At 44.6% G+C, this 19,586-nt stretch carries 14 protein-coding genes and 1 other RNA gene; 12 read left to right on the top strand and 3 right to left on the bottom strand.

The window, feature by feature from the left end:
- Window positions 1-143: 143 nt before the first annotated feature.
- Window positions 144-3,524, bottom strand: a complete 3,381-nt coding sequence (locus QZV86_RS05425; protein ID WP_295624794.1) for a mechanosensitive ion channel domain-containing protein — start codon at window positions 3,522-3,524, stop codon at window positions 144-146.
- 190 nt (window positions 3,525-3,714) lie between these two features.
- Here QZV86_RS05425 and rnpB point away from each other — a divergent pair.
- From rnpB to QZV86_RS05380, 9 genes are all read left to right on the top strand, one after another.
- Window positions 3,715-4,017: RNase P RNA component class A (gene rnpB / locus QZV86_RS05420), an RNA gene on the top strand.
- A 78-nt stretch (window positions 4,018-4,095) separates the two neighbouring features.
- Entirely contained in the window at window positions 4,096-5,481 is a 1,386-nt protein-coding gene (gene pcnB, locus QZV86_RS05415; RefSeq protein WP_295624792.1) for a polynucleotide adenylyltransferase PcnB, read from the top strand.
- Between the two features lie 11 nt (window positions 5,482-5,492).
- Window positions 5,493-5,987: a 2-amino-4-hydroxy-6-hydroxymethyldihydropteridine diphosphokinase gene (gene folK / locus QZV86_RS05410; protein ID WP_295624789.1), complete on the top strand. Its 495-nt coding sequence runs from the start codon at window positions 5,493-5,495 to the stop codon at window positions 5,985-5,987.
- A 59-nt stretch (window positions 5,988-6,046) separates the two neighbouring features.
- Window positions 6,047-6,838 carry a 3-methyl-2-oxobutanoate hydroxymethyltransferase gene (gene panB / locus QZV86_RS05405; protein WP_295624786.1) on the top strand — a complete coding sequence of 264 codons (792 nt, stop codon included), beginning with the start codon at window positions 6,047-6,049 and terminating at the stop codon, window positions 6,836-6,838.
- Between the two features lie 14 nt (window positions 6,839-6,852).
- Window positions 6,853-7,677 (top strand): pantoate--beta-alanine ligase, encoded by an 825-nt coding sequence (gene panC / locus QZV86_RS05400; protein WP_295624782.1) that lies wholly within the window; start codon window positions 6,853-6,855, stop codon window positions 7,675-7,677.
- A 72-nt stretch (window positions 7,678-7,749) separates the two neighbouring features.
- On the top strand, window positions 7,750-9,129 hold the full coding sequence (gene dnaA, locus QZV86_RS05395; protein ID WP_295624798.1) for a chromosomal replication initiator protein DnaA: 1,380 nt from the start codon (window positions 7,750-7,752) through the stop codon (window positions 9,127-9,129).
- A 205-nt stretch (window positions 9,130-9,334) separates the two neighbouring features.
- Entirely contained in the window at window positions 9,335-10,450 is a 1,116-nt protein-coding gene (dnaN, locus tag QZV86_RS05390; protein ID WP_295624780.1) for a DNA polymerase III subunit beta, read from the top strand.
- A gap of 76 nt (window positions 10,451-10,526) precedes the next feature.
- Window positions 10,527-12,947: a DNA topoisomerase (ATP-hydrolyzing) subunit B gene (gene gyrB / locus QZV86_RS05385; protein WP_295624778.1), complete on the top strand. Its 2,421-nt coding sequence runs from the start codon at window positions 10,527-10,529 to the stop codon at window positions 12,945-12,947.
- 67 nt (window positions 12,948-13,014) lie between these two features.
- Window positions 13,015-13,989: an endonuclease/exonuclease/phosphatase family protein gene (locus tag QZV86_RS05380; RefSeq protein WP_295624777.1), complete on the top strand. Its 975-nt coding sequence runs from the start codon at window positions 13,015-13,017 to the stop codon at window positions 13,987-13,989.
- Window positions 13,990-14,047: 58 nt separating this feature from the next.
- On the opposite strand, the gene typA is transcribed toward QZV86_RS05380, so the two are convergent.
- A complete protein-coding gene (typA, locus tag QZV86_RS05375; protein WP_295624775.1) occupies window positions 14,048-15,862 on the bottom strand; it encodes a translational GTPase TypA in 1,815 nt (604 codons plus the stop codon).
- Between the two features lie 118 nt (window positions 15,863-15,980).
- Here typA and QZV86_RS05370 point away from each other — a divergent pair, with 118 nt between their 5' ends.
- Window positions 15,981-16,943 (top strand): ornithine cyclodeaminase family protein, encoded by a 963-nt coding sequence (locus tag QZV86_RS05370; RefSeq protein WP_295624773.1) that lies wholly within the window; start codon window positions 15,981-15,983, stop codon window positions 16,941-16,943.
- Between the two features lie 5 nt (window positions 16,944-16,948).
- Here the strand turns inward: QZV86_RS05370 and QZV86_RS05365 are convergent, their stop codons facing one another.
- Complete coding sequence (locus QZV86_RS05365; protein WP_292918795.1) at window positions 16,949-17,146, bottom strand: hypothetical protein; 198 nt, start codon at window positions 17,144-17,146, stop codon at window positions 16,949-16,951.
- Between the two features lie 145 nt (window positions 17,147-17,291).
- Here QZV86_RS05365 and cutA point away from each other — a divergent pair, with 145 nt between their 5' ends.
- Both cutA and dsbD read left to right on the top strand, forming a co-directional pair.
- Window positions 17,292-17,615, top strand: coding sequence for a divalent-cation tolerance protein CutA (gene cutA / locus QZV86_RS05360; RefSeq protein WP_295624770.1), 324 nt, complete (start codon window positions 17,292-17,294; stop codon window positions 17,613-17,615).
- A 15-nt stretch (window positions 17,616-17,630) separates the two neighbouring features.
- Window positions 17,631-19,562: a protein-disulfide reductase DsbD gene (dsbD, locus tag QZV86_RS05355; RefSeq protein WP_295624768.1), complete on the top strand. Its 1,932-nt coding sequence runs from the start codon at window positions 17,631-17,633 to the stop codon at window positions 19,560-19,562.
- Window positions 19,563-19,586: the final 24 nt, after the last annotated feature.

Genomic DNA, 19,586 nt, shown 5'->3' with positions numbered 1-19,586 from the left:
TTTTGAAGCGGCTGATCTAAGATAGCGATTGATGCGGTTTTTCAGGGCCGACTAAGTAATTGACAATCCGCGACCAAGCCTTGTTTTTCATACATAGTCCTAAAGCAATTTACTGCGTGTTTCTTGAATATGAAACGCGATTATTAAAGCGATTGATCTGACTTCACTTCCTCATTCTTTATAGTGATGGGAGCCTGGCTTCGGGCTAGATCAGAGGGTAAATCACGCACATGCAGATCAAGCTGAGGAAAGGCAATCTCAATATTGTGTTTAGCAAATAACGCCGTAATGCGTGAGTTGAGTGCATCCTGAACTTCCAGCCTGTGACTTATGGTGTTAACGAATACCCGTAACTCAAAATCAAGCGAGCTTGCGCCAAAAGCAAGAAACCAACATGTAGGCTCCGGCTCCGCCAGAACGCGCTCATCTTCTTTGGCGGCTTGCAACAGCAATCCACGTACTTTTTTAGCATCCGTTCCATAGGCAACGCCTACCTGGATGACAACACGGGTAGTCGGGTCGGTCAACGTCCAGTTGATAAGTTGGCCAGTGATAAAGGTTTTATTGGGAATCACAACCTCCTTATTATCGAAATCAAGCACAGTAGTTGCACGAGTGCGAATTCGAGTGACCCTGCCGCTGAATCCATCGACCGTGATCACATCGCCAACCCGAAATGGCCGCTCAAATAACAGAATGATGCCGGAGACAAAATTAGCAAAAATTTCCTGTAGGCCGAAACCAAGTCCAACCGTCAAGGCCGCAGCCATCCACTGCAGTTGTGACCAGCGCATGCCCAGATAACTTAATCCCACTAGGGTACCACCGATTACAATAGCGTAACGCAACACGCTAGTAATGGCGTAACGTGAAGCAGCGTCGATACGGATATGCGATAACAAACTAATTTCAATCAATCCCGGCAGGTTTCTAGCGCCCACCGTGGTCATGAAAAGAATAAAAATACCCAATAACACCGCTATTAACGTGACTGGTTGCTGGATCGTAGCACCATCGGCACCCATATCACTGACATGCCATAGCGCAATCTCATCCAGGCGAGTAATCGCTGGCAGTATACCCGCCCACACCCAGATCAAGCCCAGCATCAGGAGAGTTAAGCGAAGCGCTCGTAATAAGCGGCGTGTCTGGGTATTGACTTGTTCCAGGGTAATGTTTTCCTCTGGCTCGGGTATCGCCTCACCGGTTTCTTCGGCAGCTTGAGCTGCTGCTAGGCGGCGTTCATCCAATCGATGTAGTGCCAGGCGTCGCTCACCGAGCAAAAACCAACGCGCAAGAAGTCCCAAACCAATTGCAACTATCACAATCACACTAAAACTAGCCAGCATTGACTGCAATATCATACCCGCCGTATAGACATAACCCATCAACGCTAAAATTGCAACGGCCAATAGTGACATTGGAAGCAGCACACGCAATAGCTTGCGCAAAGTGGATGGTTCGTTGGTCACGCCGCGAATGACCCAAAGTCGACCTACATTCAATAGACGCCAAAGCGCCCAAGCTAGCACTATGCAACTTAGCACAATCGCCATACGTGCCTGAACATCAATCGCCAAGTCAAGTTGACGAATAAATGCCAATGAGCCGATGAAATATAATGGTAACACCACAACAGCAATTCCCAGAATCGACTGACGCAATGCGGCGCGGCGTTGCTTAGTCCAGCGAAAATGCGCATGACCAAGACCGTGCTCCATGCTGGTCCAATAAAGCAATTGCACGATCAACAGCGGCAGTGCCATTAATATACAGGCCCGACCCACGGAATGGCTAAAGCGCTCTGGATTACCAATGCCTTGTAGCAATTGACCCCATACAATTAACATCACGGGTCCAGGTAAAATAGCCAATAGAGTCCACCCCAATGTTTTAAGCGTAGCAGTGTAGCTATCTTGACGTATGCGACTGGTATCAGCCGCCAGAGCCTCGATCCGGGCTGGCGCACGACGCCTTAATTCCAATAAAATCAACAGTAGCAGCAGACTACCAATCCAGGGAAGCGGCTGTTGATCAAAGTTACGCATGCTTAATTCCATCGTAGTGATGAATCGCGATGGTTTGATCAAATCATACAATCCTTCTGGTAATCGTTGCAGCCAATCACTATTGATAACGCCATGACTGGGAATCCATAACAAATGGCGATCCAGCATTTGCTGCAACTGCAAGACATTATGAATTTGCTCCTGCAGCGCTTGCTCACTCTTTTCCAGCGCCGAAATACGCCGCTGCAGCAAAGGCTCCAACAGTGCCAACAGTTCGGTACGTTTACGCAACAAGGGAAACAATAAATTCTGAGCGACTACATCAACATACGCATCATCATCCGCTCCCGGGTGCGCTTCCACTAACGCACTTGCTACAGCATCAATATCCAGTAAACGCCGCTGCTGTTCGCTTAACATTACTCGCTCTAGCCGTAAGTCAGCCAGATCATTGCGAATCATTTTCAAGTGCAATTCAAGGCGAGTTAGAGACTCCAGTTGACGCCGCTCACTCCACAACCAGCGGCCGACACGTTCACTGGATCCACCAACATCAAGCCGGGTACGACTGTCACGCAAAGCTACAGCGATGTGTTCGCGAGCTTGTTCGATGCTGGCCAAAGTAACACGATTGCGTGCTAATTGTTCGTTCTGTTGGATGAGTTCCTCACCCATTTCGCGGTTTGCTGTAGCGGCTTCTGCCGCTACAGCATTGCCATCTGTCAGCTCTTGTTCACGCTGAATCAATTGTTCAATTAATGATTCCAATTCATACCGGCCACGGCTGGCAATACGTTTCTGAAGGTGCTCTACACGTTCTTCATGCAAATCCAACCGATAGCGCAGTTCACGTAGTGACAACTCATGTAAACGCTGACGTTGCGTAGCAGTATCCTGCTCGACAAAGCGCAAATCCAACGTTGTTTGCAGTCGATGTTGCTCGCTGAGACGATGCAAGCGTCGTGCTTCAAACAAAGCGGCAGGTTCGTCTTTTTGTGCAGCTACCGGCGCTGATAATTCTTCGATGCGCTGGCGCAATGTAGCGATTTCATCAGCGGCTTGAGCCGGACGTGATAAGATCAGAGCCAGATCAGTACCAGCGGTATCGATCTGCGCACGCAGATCGGTGATGATAGTGCGCTCTTGTTCCAAAATCTGTTCTAGTGTTTCTCCATCAGCATCTGCCGGGATACGCTTGGACCATTCGAGCAATTCCTGCTCATGATTGGTAGCCAATGCTTTGTTCAAACGCTCCACTCGCGCCGGCTGATCTACAGTCTCAGCACGTATTGCAGCCAGACGCTCTTTCAATACTTCAGCTTCCTGCTCGTCAGCCTGTGCTGTATCAAGATGATTAATAGCTGCTTGCCGTTGTGTTTCTTCCATTTTGCTACGATCGACTGCTGTACGTGCGGCGTCAATCGCTTTAATAGTCGATGGCTGTGTTTTTGAGTAAGCACTGTCGGAAAACAAAATACACAAGAAGATGAAAAAAAACAGTTTTAAGCTGGACAAGGATTTCAATCTCATAAATTTAATCGGTTGTGATAGAAGAGTAACGATCTACTGGAAAAACAAATCAGGTTGAACATGGAAACATGCTTTGCAATAAATATCAAATTAGGTGATTTTTAAGACAAGCACGACAGTCACTGATAAATTATTTCTCCAACCGATCATTTTTGCAAATGATAGAATAGTCGACGAAGCTGGACAGACAGTCGCCGCTTGGTGTTCTATTTTTGAACTCAAGGGGAGGAAAGTCCGGGCTCCACAGAGCAGGATGACGGCTAACGGCCGTCCACCGTGAGGTGAGGAACAGGGCCACAGAGACGAGCGTATTCAGTTACGGTGAAACGCGGTAACCTCCATCCGGAGCAAGACCAAATAGGCAGGCAATGATGTGGCTCGCGGAGCCTGCGGGTAGGTTGCTTGAGTGCACAGGTAACTGTGCAACTAGAGGAATGACTGTCCACGACAGAACCCGGCTTATCGGCCAGCTTCATCAATTTTAGATGACACGCTTCATATAAAACGGTTATTCGTTAACTTAATCAATTAGCATTGAATACTTTCAATCATCGCAATGATCCGTAAATTTCTTAGCAAGGTATTCAGCCGCAAAGCAACTGCTTCCGAATCGCTCGTAAAGCTGAGTATTATTTCTAGCAAACACCATGGAATCCGACGTCACCAGATCACCCCATGTGCATTAAAAACCGCCCTCAATTTGCAACAGGCTGGTTTTTCGGCTTATCTCGTCGGGGGCGCGGTACGTGATTTGTTATTGGGATTGGTGCCGAAAGATTTCGATGTTGCAACCGATGCGACACCTGAAGAAATTCACAAAATTTTTCGCCGCTCGCGCATTATAGGGCGACGCTTTCGCCTGGTACATGTGATGTGCGGCGCTGAAACCGTGGAAGTATCTACTTTTCGAGGACCGTCATCGAATGATGACGGTCCTGCGTCGATCCAATCGATCGACCAGCATGGCCGCTTGTTGCATGACAATGTCTTTGGTAGTCAGGAAGAAGACGCGAAGCGCCGTGACTTTACCGTCAACGCGTTGTTCTACGATCCCGCTAAGGAAGAAATTTTAGATTACCTGAACGGCTACGACGATATTAAAGCCAAAAAAATGCGCATTATCGGCGATCCGGTACAACGTTTCCGGGAAGATCCAGTACGCTTGTTACGAGCGGTTCGCTTAGCAGCAAAACTGGATATGCAGATTGATACAGAAACTGCTAAGCCGATTGGCGATCTGGCACCTTTACTGCAAAATGTGCCACCGTCTCGCCTGTTTGATGAAATGCTGAAATTGCTATTGTCCGGACATGCCTTGACTTGTGTTGTTGAACTGCGCGCGCGCGGCTTGCATCATGGCCTTTTACCTATGCTTGATGTGATCCTGGAACAGCCTTTAGGTGAGCGTTTTATCACTATTGCACTGAAAAACACAGATGAACGAGTCAGACAGAACAAACCGGTCTCACCCGGATTTCTTTTTGCTATATTGTTATGGCATGAAGTGCTAGCATACTGGAATTCACTCCAAGCATCCGGGGAAAAACCATTGCCTGCTTTATTTAAAGCAATGGATCATATTCTTTCGCTACAACATAAAAAATTGGCGGTTCCACGCCGTTTTGATGCAGTAATACAAGAAATATGGGCAATGCAACCGCGATTCGAAGCCCGTGTCGGGCGCAAGCCTTTCCGTTTGCTTGCACATCCACGTTTCCGCGCCGCCTATGATTTTATGCTGTTACGCTGTGAAAGCGGTGAACTCAGCATTGAATTCGGAGAATGGTGGAAAACCTTTCTATCCGCAGATAATCCCGAACGAGAAAAAATGCTACCCAAGCAAACAACCATCAAAAAAGGGCGAAGAAAGCGTAGCCATAAAAAACCATCGCCCAATTCTGTTATCACCTCCGAAAACTCGATAGACAACCCAGACACTTAATTGTACATTTCATGTTAATAAGTAAAGGATTGGCTTTTATCGCTTTAGGAAGTAATCTGGAAATCCCAGTTTTTCAGGTACAACAGGCTTTTGATGAATTGGAGCAGCTTCCTGGTACTCATCTAATAAAACGCTCGTCTTTATATCAAAGTGCTCCGATCGGGCGGCTGGATCAACCTGATTTTATCAATGCAGTAGCACAGATTAAAACTGAGCTCGCACCATCGGATTTACTGGCTGCGTTACTGGCTATCGAACATAAGCAAGGTCGCTTACGTGAATCGTTAAACGCACCACGGACTCTGGATCTCGATATTTTGCTATATGATACACTCCGGTATCAAGATGGCGAACTGACCATACCGCATCCACGTATGACCCAACGCGCATTTGTACTACAGCCCTTGATAGAAATTGCTCCAGATTGTCAGATTCCAGGATACGGTCACATTGCGCCATTACTTGCCGCATGTAAAGATCAAAAATTACTAAAAATCAATGGATAAAATCTTATAATCTGAATCAGATTTTGTCACAAAACTATTTGCCACTATTGAAATAGAGTATGAGAACGTCACTCACGACACTGCAAAAAATGGTTGAGAACAATGAGAAAATCGCTGTTCTGACCTGTTACGATGCAACTTTCGCAACCATTCTGGAAAACTCAGGCGTAGATGTGCTGCTAGTTGGTGATTCATTAGGAAATGTTTTGCAGGGTGAAAACACCACATTATCAGTCACACTTGATGATATGATTTACCACACTCGTTGCGTTGCACAGGGCACTGACAAGGCGCTCATTATCACCGATATGCCCTTCGGCACTTATCAGACATCGCCAGAGCAAGCTTTTAAGAATGCCTGCAAAATTATTGCTGCGGGTGCTCACATGGTGAAAATCGAAGGTGGTCACATCATGACTGATACCATTCAGTTTTTGAGCCAACGCGGCATACCCGTTTGCGCGCATATCGGCTTGACGCCGCAATCCATCCACCAGTTGGGCGGCTATAAATTACAAGGTAATTCAGAAAAATCCGCCAAGCTAATTTTGGATGATGCAAAAAGTCTAGAAAAATCTGGTGCAAATATGCTGGTAATGGAACTCATACCGGCGAAACTGGCTAAAAAAATCACCCAAACACTTTCCATTCCTACCATCGGCATTGGCGCGGGCAATAATTGCTCTGGACAAGTTCTAGTATTACACGATATGTTGGGTTTATTTCAAGGAAAAAAACCACGCTTCATCAAAGATTTTATGGCGGATGCTCAAAGTATCCAAGCAGCGGTGGAAAATTATGTTGCTGCAGTTAAAACAGGGCAATTTCCAAGTACTGAACATCAATTTTAACTGAAGAGTATCGCGTGAAAATAATTACCGATATCTCGGTGTTACGTGAACATCTTCGTCGAGAGCAAAGAATTGCTTTCGTTCCAACGATGGGTAATTTACACGCAGGGCATCTTGCTCTGATTGATCAAGCCAATCAATTATCCGATTGCATTGTTGTCAGTATTTTTGTCAACCGATTACAATTTCAGCCCCATGAGGATTTCGAACGTTACCCTCGAACATTCAAAGAAGATTGCAGGGCGCTGTCGGCACAAAATGTCAAGATAGTTTTTGCGCCTAATGAAAAAATTCTTTTCCCAACTCCACAAGAATTCTTGTTAGCATTACCCCCTGTAGCAGATATCTTGGAAGGGGAATTTAGACCAGGATTTTTTCGTGGTGTTGCAACGATTGTATTGAAATTATTCAATATTATACAACCTGACCTCGCTGTGTTCGGCAAAAAGGATTATCAGCAGTTGCATATAGTGCGTAGAATGGTACGACAATTAAATTTACCCATAGAAATTATTGCGAGTGAAACTATTCGAGCGCCGGATGGTTTAGCATTAAGCTCACGCAATCAGTATTTAAATGAAGCACAACGTGCGAAAGCTTGCGGGCTTTACCAATCGCTTTTACAGATCAAACAAGAAATTAGTTCCGGTTGTAAAGATTTTCAAAAATTGCAGCAAAATGCTGTCGACAACCTGCAACAGCACAGCTGGAAAGTTGATTACATCAGTATCCATAAACGCAGCACACTTTTATTTGCGCAGGCATCAGATCAAGATTTAGTCGTTTTAGGCGCAGCTTGGCTTGATAACACACGATTGATCGATAACCTAGAAATCTAACATCAGGTTTTTTGTAACGAATATAGCATGATGACTGTTTTTTCAAACCAGACAAATAAAGAACAAAAAATGATGCAATCACTGAACACTTTTTGGTTATCCTGCCTGGATCATTTTCAAAAAGAACTCAATGCGCAACAATTTAACACCTGGATCAAACCCTTGGAGATTGATCTTGCATTAAATAATGATAATAAAGTTGTATTGATCGCACCTAATCGCTTTGTATCGCAATGGGTCACAGATAACTTTATCGCGCACATAGAAAGCATGGCCAAAACCTACTTTGACAAAAATATCCAATTTCATCTGAAACTTGCTGATCAAACAGGAATTAAAAATAATGCATTGAATCAGTTATCAAACTCCATACCTAGCTCCAATGAAACTAAACCGGAATCTAAAACTGTTCACCATCCTACTAAAAAAAATCTCAATGGATTAAATCCTAACTTCACCTTTGATAGCTTTATAACCGGAAAAGCGAATCAATTAGCACGAGCCGGAGCCATTCAGGTAGCAGAATCTCCAGGGATTGCCTATAACCCGCTGTTTATCTATGGCGGTGTAGGTCTTGGAAAAACACATTTAATTCAAGCAATCGGTAATTACGTGCAAGAAAACAACAAAAGTGCAAAGATTCGCTATGTTCATGCAGAAAAATACGTCTCCGATGTTGTCAGTGCTTATCAACACAAAGCTTTTGACAAGTTCAAACTTTACTACCATTCATTAGACCTATTACTGGTTGATGACGTGCAATTTTTTGGTGGAAAGAATCGTACTCAGGAAGAATTTTTCTACGCGTTTAATGCTCTCATTGAAACACATAAGCAAGTCATCATCACTTGCGACACTTACCCCAAAGAAATTACCGGTCTGGAAGAACGTCTGGTTTCGCGCTTTGGCTGGGGATTAACCGTAGCGGTGGAACCCCCTGAACTGGAAATGCGAGTCGCGATTCTTTTGAAAAAAGCTGAAATAGAAAAAATCCGATTGGATGAAAATGTCGCTTTTTTTATCGCCAAACATATCCGTTCAAATGTACGTGAGTTGGAGGGTGCATTGAAACGCGTGTTGGCTTTCTCACGTTTTGTCAATCAGGACATAACACTTGATCTGGCGAAAGAGGCATTAAAAGATTTGCTTGCGGTACAAAGCCGTCAAATTTCAATTGAAAATATTCAAAAAACCGTTGCTGACTACTATAAGATCAAAGTTTCTGAAATGTATTCAAAAAAACGTTCACGTGTCGTTGCGAGACCAAGGCAAATGGCAATGGCCATTGCCAAGGAGTTGACTTCACTAAGTCTACCTGATATTGGCGAAGCTTTTGGCGGTAGAGACCATACGACCGTATTACACGGCTACCGCAAAATTAACGAATTACGTGTTTCTGATCCCCTTGTAAGCCGGGATTTTAACGCTTTAATACTCATTTTAAGAGGTTGATAACTGTTTAGTAAATTGTGTATAACTGCCTATGATAAAAATCTGCTGTTTTTATCCACAATTTATCCAGTCACCATACCTTAATCATACAGACAAAAAAGTGATGCTATCTTGTTGAAATTAATAGGAAGCAAAAAACTATACAGAAGTATGAAAGGCATTATCTAATTATTACTATTTTTAATATCATTTTTATATTAATGCAATGCTTTTAATAAAAACCAACCGAGACATGTTGTTAAAACCACTACAAACTGTAACTGGCATTGTAGAGCGTCGACAAACGTTACCCATCCTATCAAATGTTCTGATTAAGCAAAATCAAGAAAAGACTTCTTTTTTGACCTCTGATCTTGAAATACAAATCAAAACAGAGGCTGCTGAAAACCTTTCCCCTGAAAAAGATTTTGCTTTTACAGTGTCTGCTAAAAAGCTTCAGGATATTTTGCGTTCGCTTTCATCCGATACCGAAGTAACGTTAATACGAAAAGATGACCATTTACAGGTTAAATCCGGTAAAAGCGCATTCAGTCTACAAATTCTTCCTGCAGAAGACTTTCCCGAAGTAACCGAAGAACCGGAATCGGACAGCGTTATTACACTCAGGCAAAAAGAATTCAAGAATCTCCTACATCTGGTTCAGTTTGCGGTAGCTCAACAGGATATCCGCTATTATTTAAATGGACTTTTGCTGTTGATCGACGGTAAGCAACTCATCAGCGTTGGTACTGATGGTCATCGCCTTGCTTATGTTTCAACAAGTTTAGATAAGGCGCAGAAAAAGCAAGAAGTTATTCTTCCGCGCAAAGCAGTCTTTGAGCTATCCAAATTACTCGATGACAGCGAAAACTCGATCAAGATAGAATATTTCCAAAATAAAGTCAGGTTTTCTTTTTCAGATATAATTCTGATCTCTAAAGTTATTGACGGAAAGTTTCCGGATTACAATCGGGTTATTCCAACTAGAAACAACAAACTATTTGAAATTAATCGACTCATCTTTTTGCAAGCTTTGCAGCGGGTTTCCATTCTATCGAATCAAAGTGATAAATTTCGCGGTGTGCGTTTAATCGTCGATAAAAATAATCTACGCATTATCTGCAAGAATAATGAACAGGAAGAAGCTGAAGAAGAGCTGGAAATCAGCTATCAAGAAGACCCGGTGGATATCAGTCTGAACATTACCTATTTGATGGATTTATTAAACAATGTTACGAGTGAAAACGTGCAATGCGCGTTTGAAAATGCCAATAGTAGTGTTTTAATGACAATACCTGGAAATGAAATATTTAAATACATTGTAATGCCAATGAGGATTTAATAATAACCATGCCAGAATCAATAAAAACCGCGACCATTAAATCATTTTCTGTAACTTTCATAAAGTATCCTAGCTAATGAGTAATCAAAATCCCCATGTACCGAAAGAAAATCCAACTGATTATGATTCTGAAAGCATCAAAATACTCAAAGGCTTGGATGCCGTACGTAAACGTCCCGGCATGTATATCGGCGACACCAGCGATGGCACAGGCCTGCATCACATGGTGTTTGAAGTGGTCGATAATGCTATCGATGAAGCATTAGCTGGTCATTGCGACGAAATAACCGTCACGATTCATCCGGATAATTCAGTCAGTGTGTTGGATAACGGTCGAGGTATCCCTACCGGGATCAAACAGGATGATGAAATGAAGCGTTCCGCAGCAGAAATCGTTATGACGGAATTACACGCCGGAGGAAAATTTGATGACAATTCATACAAAGTTTCCGGTGGCTTGCATGGAGTTGGCGTATCGGTAGTCAATGCATTATCGGAATGGTTGAAACTCACTATCAGGCGTGACAGTAAAATGCACCAGATGGAATTTCGTATGGGTGTCCCAATAAAACCACTGGAAATAACCGGAGAAAGCGAACGACATGGTACGGAAGTACATTTTCTCGCTAGCAAGGAAATTTTTGGCAACGTTGAATATCATTATGATATTTTTGCCAAGCGTTTACGTGAGCTTTCCTTTCTCAACAATGGCGTAAAAATTCATCTAGTTGATCAACGCACTGGTAAAGATGAAAAATTCGCTTTTACCGGCGGCATCAGAAACTTTGTTGAATATATCAATCGCAGTAAGTCTGTGCTGCACCCCAGTATTTTCTATGCGACTGGTGTCAAGGATAATATTGCCGTCGAAGTGTCGATGCAGTGGAATGACAGTTATAGCGAGCAAGTACTATGCTATACCAACAATATTCCGCAAAAAGATGGCGGCACTCATTTGACAGGTTTACGTGCTGCAATGACACGCACACTTAACAATTACATTGAAAAAAATGAGCTGGCCAAAAAAGCCAAGGTTGAAACTTCCGGTGATGATATGCGTGAAGGCTTATCGTGCGTATTATCGGTAAAACTGTTTGAGCCTAAATTTTCGTCGCAAACCAAGGAAAAATTAGTTTCGTCGGAAGTACGCCCTGTGGTGGAAGAAGTGGTAGCACAAAAGCTGTCTGAGTTTCTGCTTGAAAACCCGCTGGATGCCAAAACTATATGTAATAAAATTATCGATTCTGCCCGAGCTCGCGAAGCTGCACGTAAAGCGCGCGAACTGACGCGTCGCAAAGGCGTGCTCGACAGCATGGGATTACCTGGAAAACTGGCTGATTGCCAGGAGAAAAATCCAGCGCTGTGCGAACTTTATCTGGTCGAGGGTGATTCTGCCGGTGGTTCCGCTAAACAGGGACGTGACCGCAAGTTTCAAGCGATCATGCCGCTCAAGGGTAAAATCCTGAATGTCGAAAAAGCGCGTTTTGACAAGCTGATTTCGTCGCAGGAAATCATTTCTCTAATCACTGCACTGGGAACAGGCTTCGGTAAGGATGAATACAACCCGGATAAATTACGTTATCACCGCATTATTATCATGACTGATGCGGACGTGGATGGCTCGCATATTCGCACACTATTACTAACCTTCTTTTACCGGCAAATGCCCGAACTGATCGAACGTGGCCACATTTATATTGCGCAACCACCATTGTATAAAATCAAACAGGGTAAAAAAGAACGCTATGTCAAAGATGATCACGAATTAAAACAACATATGCTAAGCCTCGCGTTGACTGACGCAGAGCTAAGTACCGGTGAAGAAAAATCGTTTTTGAGCGGAGAAACGCTGGAAAGAATTGCCAACGAATACATTCTTGCAGAAGCGGTTATTGAGCGCATGAGTCAAATGATCGACAGTAACGTGATGCATGCGTTGCTACGTCAGCCAGATGTTGATTTGCACAACGAACAAACGGCAATCGACAGCGCATCCCGTCTGGCTGCGCGTGTCAAAGATGTTGAAATCGTCGCGGAATACGATGATGTGCATGAACGTTATCGACTCAAAATTATGCGTATGTCACATGGTAATGTGTTGACTAGCTATCTGGATAATGATTTTGTCGAGAGCGGCGACTATGCGCAAATCCAGAAAACCGCACAGGTATTTGAAGGTTTGCTGAGTCAAGGCGCTTATATCCGACGTGGCGAGCGTAAGCAGGTTGTTAGTGAATTCAAATACGCATTGGAATGGTTGCTGGAGGAAGCGAAAAAAGGTTTGAACGTGCAGCGTTATAAAGGCTTGGGAGAAATGAATCCAAGTCAGTTGTGGGAAACCACAATGGATCCGGAAAATCGCCGCCTGTTACGTGCGCAGATTGAAGATAGTATATTGACCGATGAAATTTTTACCACGTTGATGGGTGATGTGGTTGAGCCACGCCGTGCATTTATTGAGAAGAATGCGCTACGTGCGACGAATATTGACATTTAGATTGATTCTAGTAGTGAAAAAGTATGAAATGAAAAGCCTGTTTGCAGTGTTATCAAGAAATTAAATCATGAAAAACCTACTTTTCTTCATAATTTTTAGTGTTACTGTGTTGTCCAGTTGTGCCAAGAGCGGTGGCGGCGGTGAAGAACCACGGGTGCAATGTGACGATGTTACTAGCCGTGGCCATCTTAACGTCTTGTCTGTTAATCTTCTGTTCAAAGAAATTGAAACACGTGAACAGCGTTTGGAAGCGGTTGCGGAATTTGCGGAGAAAACCCCGGTCGATGTTATTCTGCTTCAAGAAGTGGTTGGAGGCACATTAGCTCATACTGAAAATAGCGCAGAAGATTTGCAGAAAAAGCTCCTCGCTCGCAAGCATAATTATGATTTGTACACGTCTTTTGAAATCGGATTACCGGGTGTCATAGGCGTGGCTAATGCGATACTGAGTCGTTGTGAAATTGATTTCAGGACGACTAAGCGCTTGCCGCATGCGACTGAATTGAATTTTCGCGGGCATGATATCAAATTGCCAAGAAATGTGATGATGACGCGCATTAATATCCCAAATACCAGTAAACTGAATATTTATAACACACATCTTTGCGCCGCATGTACAGCAGATCAGCTGGATACCCAGTTAAACGTTATGTTGCCATTCATCAGTGAATTAGAAACATCTTTTCCGAGTGGTAATTTTGCAATTCTTGGCGGCGATTTCAATATCGACCGCTTTCGCGTAGATCCCTTTGTGGAGCGGCCTTTCTATGACAGGATTGTCAATGCCGGCTTTATTGATGCTTATGCGCAGAATAGATCGCTGGATAATTTATGTACAAATACTAAACAAGCTGATGCGCATTGTACCGTAGGCGTTTCGACATTGGATGCAGGCGGACCTGCCAGGCGCATTGACTACATTTTTATGAATCAGGAAAAGAATTTACGTGAAAGCCGAGTGGTATTTAACACCTTGGTTGATCCAGATCAAGCAAGCGTATCCGATCATGCTGGTGTTTTTATTTCTGTGACTTTGCCATAAGAATACAGCGAGTGATGGATGTCACCCGCTTCTAAAATTTGGTGGTTTTTTTGGGTGTTTACGCCGCAACGCGGGATGCGCGTTTACGCTCATGTTCCAGTAGATGACGCTTACGAATCCGAATCGTTTTCGGCGTAATTTCTACCAGTTCATCATCGGCAATGAATTCAATCGCTGATTCCAGGGTAAGTTGAATCGGTGGAATTAACGTGACCGCTTCATCGGTTCCGGAAGCGCGAATATTAGTTAATTGCTTGCCTTTGATTGGGTTGACCACCAGATCATTGTCACGGGAGTGAATGCCGATCACCATGCCTTCGTAAAGGCGGTCGCCTGGGCTGACAAACATGCGGCCGCGATCTTGTAGTTTCCATAGAGCATACGCAACTGCTTCTCCTTGTTCAGCGGAAATCAGCACACCGTTTCTGCGTGGTGGAATTTCCTGGCGCATTGGCGCGAATTCGTCAAATACATGGCTCATCAAGCCGGTGCCGCGTGTCATGGTCATGAATTCGGATTGAAAGCCGATCAAGCCGCGTGCAGGGATACGATAGTCTAGCCGCACACGTCCTTTAGCATCTGATACCATATCTTGTAAATCGCCGCGGCGCGAGCCCAAAGCTTCCATTACTGCGCCTTGATTTGCTTCATCTACATCAACGGTGAGCATTTCAAACGGTTCGCATTTAACGCCGTCAATCTCACGAATCACAACATGCGGACGAGAGACAGCGAGTTCGTAACCTTCGCGGCGCATATTTTCCAGCAGAATAGTCAGGTGTAGTTCACCGCGCCCTGAAATCAGGAACGAGTCGGTTTCATTGGTGTCCTCCATCCTCAGGGCAACATTGATCAACAGTTCTTTTTCCAGACGCTCGCGCAACTGGCGGCTGGTGACGAATTTTCCTTCCTGCCCGGCAAATGGCGAGGTGTTGACTTGGAATGTCATAGTTAGGGTGGGTTCGTCCACAGCGAGGATTGGCAGTGCTTCCGGTTGGTCGACATCGGCCAGCGTAGTGCCGATGCTGAGTTCTTCCACGCCGTTAATCAGTACGATATCGCCGGCCAACGCTTCTTTCATTTGTATCCGCTCCAAACCACGGAAGCCGAGCACCTGATTGACTTTTGCTTTTTTCGGTGGTTTGTCTCCTGTCAACACCATAACCTCCTGACCGGGTTTCAGTTTGCCGCGGTGAATGCGGCCAATGCCAATGCGGCCGACAAAACTGGAATAATCTAGCGCGCTGATTTGTAGTTGCAGTGGTTCATCAGGATTACCTACAGGAGCAGGTACGTATTTGAGGATAGTGTCGAACAACGGACGCATGTCGGTGCTCGGCTTATCAATATCCAAGGTGGCAAAGCCATTTAATGCCGAAGCATAAATAATAGGAAAATCAAGTTGTTCTTCACTGGCACCCAATTTATCGAACAGATCAAATGTTTGATCTACCACCCAGCCGGCGCGTGCTCCAGGCCGATCAATCTTATTGACTACGACAATCGGGCGTAAACCCAGCGCGAGTGCTTTTTTGGTGACAAAACGGGTTTGTGGCATCGGTCCTTCAACAGCATCAACGAGCAACAATACACCGTCGACCATTGACAACACACGCTCGACCTCGCCGCCAAAGTCCGCATGGCCAGGGGTGTCGACGATGTTGATATGAATATCTTCGTAGTCAATAGCACAATTTTTGGCTAGAATGGTAATACCGCGCTCACGCTCAATATCGTTAGAGTCCATCACGCGCTCGGAAATTTGCTGATGTGCGGCAAAGGTGCCGGCTTGGTGCAGAAGTTTATCAACCATAGTGGTTTTACCATGGTCAACGTGAGCGATGATTGCGATATTGCGAATCGGGCGAGACATAAATTATTCCTCAAATATATAAGCTATTAGTCCTTGCGGCGGGGGCAACATTATAGCATCCGGTTGTTAATATGGCTAATTTAACCATCAGCTAAGTTTTTTAAAATTAGGAGCTCTAATGTTGCCATTGATTCGTTACTTATCACAAAGTTCACTGCAGGACTTGCAACTTACCATGCATGATGTCACTGCCAGCATCGAGCATTTGCTATTTGCAAAAACACAACAGAAGGCCTGGAATGCGCCTAAGGTTGTGATTACTCCGCCAGATGATCGATACATGATGGCGACATTAGCGGCAGCCGATGACCCTCCATTTCTTGCTGTCAAAGCGTTAGTGCTCAATCCAAATAACCCAAGACATGGATTGGATAGCATTAATGCACTGATGACTTTACTCGATAGCCGCAACGGATTGCCACTTGCGATCATTGATGGCAATTGGATTACTGCAGTACGCACGGCAGGATTGAGTGTGGTTGCTGCCAAACGGCTTGCACGACCTGATGCTTCTATTGCTGCTTTTATCGGGTGCGGCGTGCAAGCCCATAGTCACTTGCGAGCGCTGGCAGAAATTTTTCCGCTAAAGCAGATTAATGTGTTTGGACGGAGCGCGGCCAGCCGCGACAAATTTTGTCGTAGCGCAGAAAAAATGGGCTTGCTGGTGGTTGCGACACAAACGGCACAGGAAGCCATCCAAGATGCGGATTTAATTGTTACATCTGTAACTTTGTCGCCAAAACTGACTCCATTTCTAGACGCGCGCTGGCTTAAACCAGGCGCATTCGTCACTATGACCGATTTGGCTGCACCGTGGTTGGCTGAGAGCATGTCAGCATTGGACCGGATTATCGTTGATGATTTGGAACAAGAAGCCAGCATGCCTAAACCGTTGGTTGATCCGGAGTTAGTGCGTGGCGATCTAACTGATTTGGTAACAGGCAGTGCAACGGGTCGTCAAAGCATAGATGAACGAATTGCTTTTGTGTTCAGGGGGTTGGCGCTTGGGGATCTGGCCGTGGCCGGACTGGCTTACCAACGTGCTTGTGAGCAATTACAGGGTATAGTGATAGAATTCTAAAGCAATTATTGGTTGTTCTTTTCTGCGCCCGTCATCAAAAATTTAATCAATAGCGCGAAAATAAGCGGAACTGTACTGAGTCCTGTCACCATGTAATGCTCTGCGGTGAACTGATCGCCTTCATCCATAATGATGTAGCCAAAAAATATCGTGACCGGAGTGATAATTGAGAGTGTTATTACTAAATTAAATAATCCTTTCATTTGTTAAGATCCTTTTGATAAATTATTTTTTAGAGTATATGCCTATTGGCAGGGTATGCCCAGAACATAAAAATTCAAAATCACTTGTCAATTGAGGTGCTAAGCAGGGTAATATTAATCTTTATGCAACAACTGCATAACATGCATGGAACCCGTACTCGTTATTACCAATTTTCCCAATAAGGAAAGCGCCTTAGCGTTGGCAGAGGCTTTAGTCGATCAACATTTGGCGGCTTGTGTTAACACCTTAAGTCCGTGTGTATCGATGTATCGCTGGAAAGATAACATTGAGTCGGCTGAGGAAACCCCAGTGCTAATTAAAACCCAGCGACAACATTATGAGCGGATTGAACAGTTGATCAAGAAGGTGCATCCTTATGAACTTCCGGAAGTAATTATGGTTCCTATATTGGACGGATTACCTGCCTATTTGCAGTGGATCGTCGACGAAACAACCCTATCTGACTAAATAATACTGATACCAATGCGATTAATCCAATTTTTGCTACTAATGTTATGTTTATCCTGTCCGCAAGCTTTCGCTCAGGAAGGCGGATCTTTAAATCTATTTCAGAAATTACAAGGCTTAGGTATCAATCTGGGCCAAAGTAATCCACAAGAACTTTTGCCACCGGATGAGGCGTTCAAGATCGCAGTAGAAGTGCGAGACGGAAATACGTTAATTGCCCATTTGACACCGGCGAAGGATTATTACCTGTATCGTGACAAAATTGCCTTCGAACCCAAGCAAGAAGGCGTGGCGATTGAAAAGGTAAGGTTGCCACCCGGAAAAATGAAAGAAGACATGACTTTTGGCAACACGGAAGTATATTACAACCCAATTCAAGCGGTCATTTCGTTACAGCGCGAAGGCGCGGCAAGTGAGCAACCGCTAACACTGGAGGCAACTTATCAAGGTTGTAATGAACCGGTGGGGGTGTGTTACGCACCGATACATAAAGTGATTGATTTGACATTACCGGCAGTAAAGGCCGCGATCGGAGCGGTTGCCGAGGTGGTGAGTAGTCAGGCGACGGCAGCAGAAATCGATGCTACCGCTGAATTGTTTCAGATGCCATCTAGATCACCCGCGATTGAAACCGAATCGTACAAAATTGAACGCATGTTCGAAACTGGCAATTACTGGTTAATTCTCTCCGGGTTCTTTGTAGTTGGTTTGTTTCTGTCATTTACGCCTTGTGTGTTTCCGATGTTTCCAATTCTATCGGGGATTATTGCCAATCAAGGCAAGAATGTAACAAAGCGGCATGGATTTATTCTGGCACTGGCTTATGTATTTGGTATGGCGATTACGTATGCCATCATCGGTGTAGCGGCGGGGTTATCGGGCGCAATGTTGTCTGCAGCCTTGCAAAATGCATGGGTACTGGGCACGTTTGCAGTGATGTTTGTGCTGTTGTCCTTTTCCATGTTTGGTTTTTATGAGCTGCAACTGCCGGGGTCGTTGCAAACCAAGTTATCCCAGGAGGCCGGTCAGCTGAAGGGTGGGCATTTAACCAGTGTGTTTGGTATGGGGGCATTGTCTGCTTTGATTGTCGGTCCTTGTGTTGCTGCACCGCTGGCGGGTGCTTTGCTATATATTAGCCAGACTCGGGACGTGGTTCTGGGCGGTTCGGCATTGTTTGTCATGGCACTGGGTATGGGTGTTCCGCTGTTGCTATTGGGAACATCAGCTGGCGCTTTGCTGCCGAAAGCTGGCGCATGGATGGAGTCGATTAAGCGATTCTTTGGTGTGTTGCTGCTCGCAGTTGCAATTTGGATTATTTCCCCGGTGATTAATGAAGTAGTGTACATGTTGTTATGGGCCGTGTTGTTAATCATTTCCGCGATTTATTTGCATGCTATTGATCCATTGCCGGAAAGAGCCTCCGGTGTGCAGAAATTCCTTAAAGGTGTGGGTGTTATCGCTTTACTGGTTGGTGTTGCGTTATTGATCGGTGTTTTGTCCGGTGGCCGGGATGTTCTGCAGCCACTCTCAAAGCTTAACCTGGCAGATGCGACGAGTTCAGGGGAAGCGGGATCAGCGAGTTATGCAACACTGCCATTTCAGCGGGTAAAAACTATTGCTGAACTGGATGAACAGATCCAGTTATCCAGAGAAAAATACGTCATGGTCAGGTTTCATGCTGATTGGTGTGTTTCATGCAAGGAAATGGATCGATTTACGTTCTCTGATGCTAAAGTTCAAGCTCGACTGAAAGAAGTGGTTCTGCTGGAGGTTGATGTCACAAATGGCACTTCGGATGACACCGCGCTACTTAAACGATTTAAGCTGTTTGGGCCGCCGGGTATTTTATTTATTGATCGTCAAGGTCATGACGTTCCTGATATTAAAATCATTGGATTTCTCAATAACCATGATTTTTTAACAGTACTGAACGCTGTTTTGATTTAAAGCTAGTTACTGTCAAATAATTAA

Source organism: uncultured Nitrosomonas sp. (assembly GCF_902826915.1).
In the GTDB taxonomy this organism is placed as follows: domain Bacteria; phylum Pseudomonadota; class Gammaproteobacteria; order Burkholderiales; family Nitrosomonadaceae; genus Nitrosomonas.
This window is presented reverse-complemented; position numbering and strand designations above follow the sequence as displayed.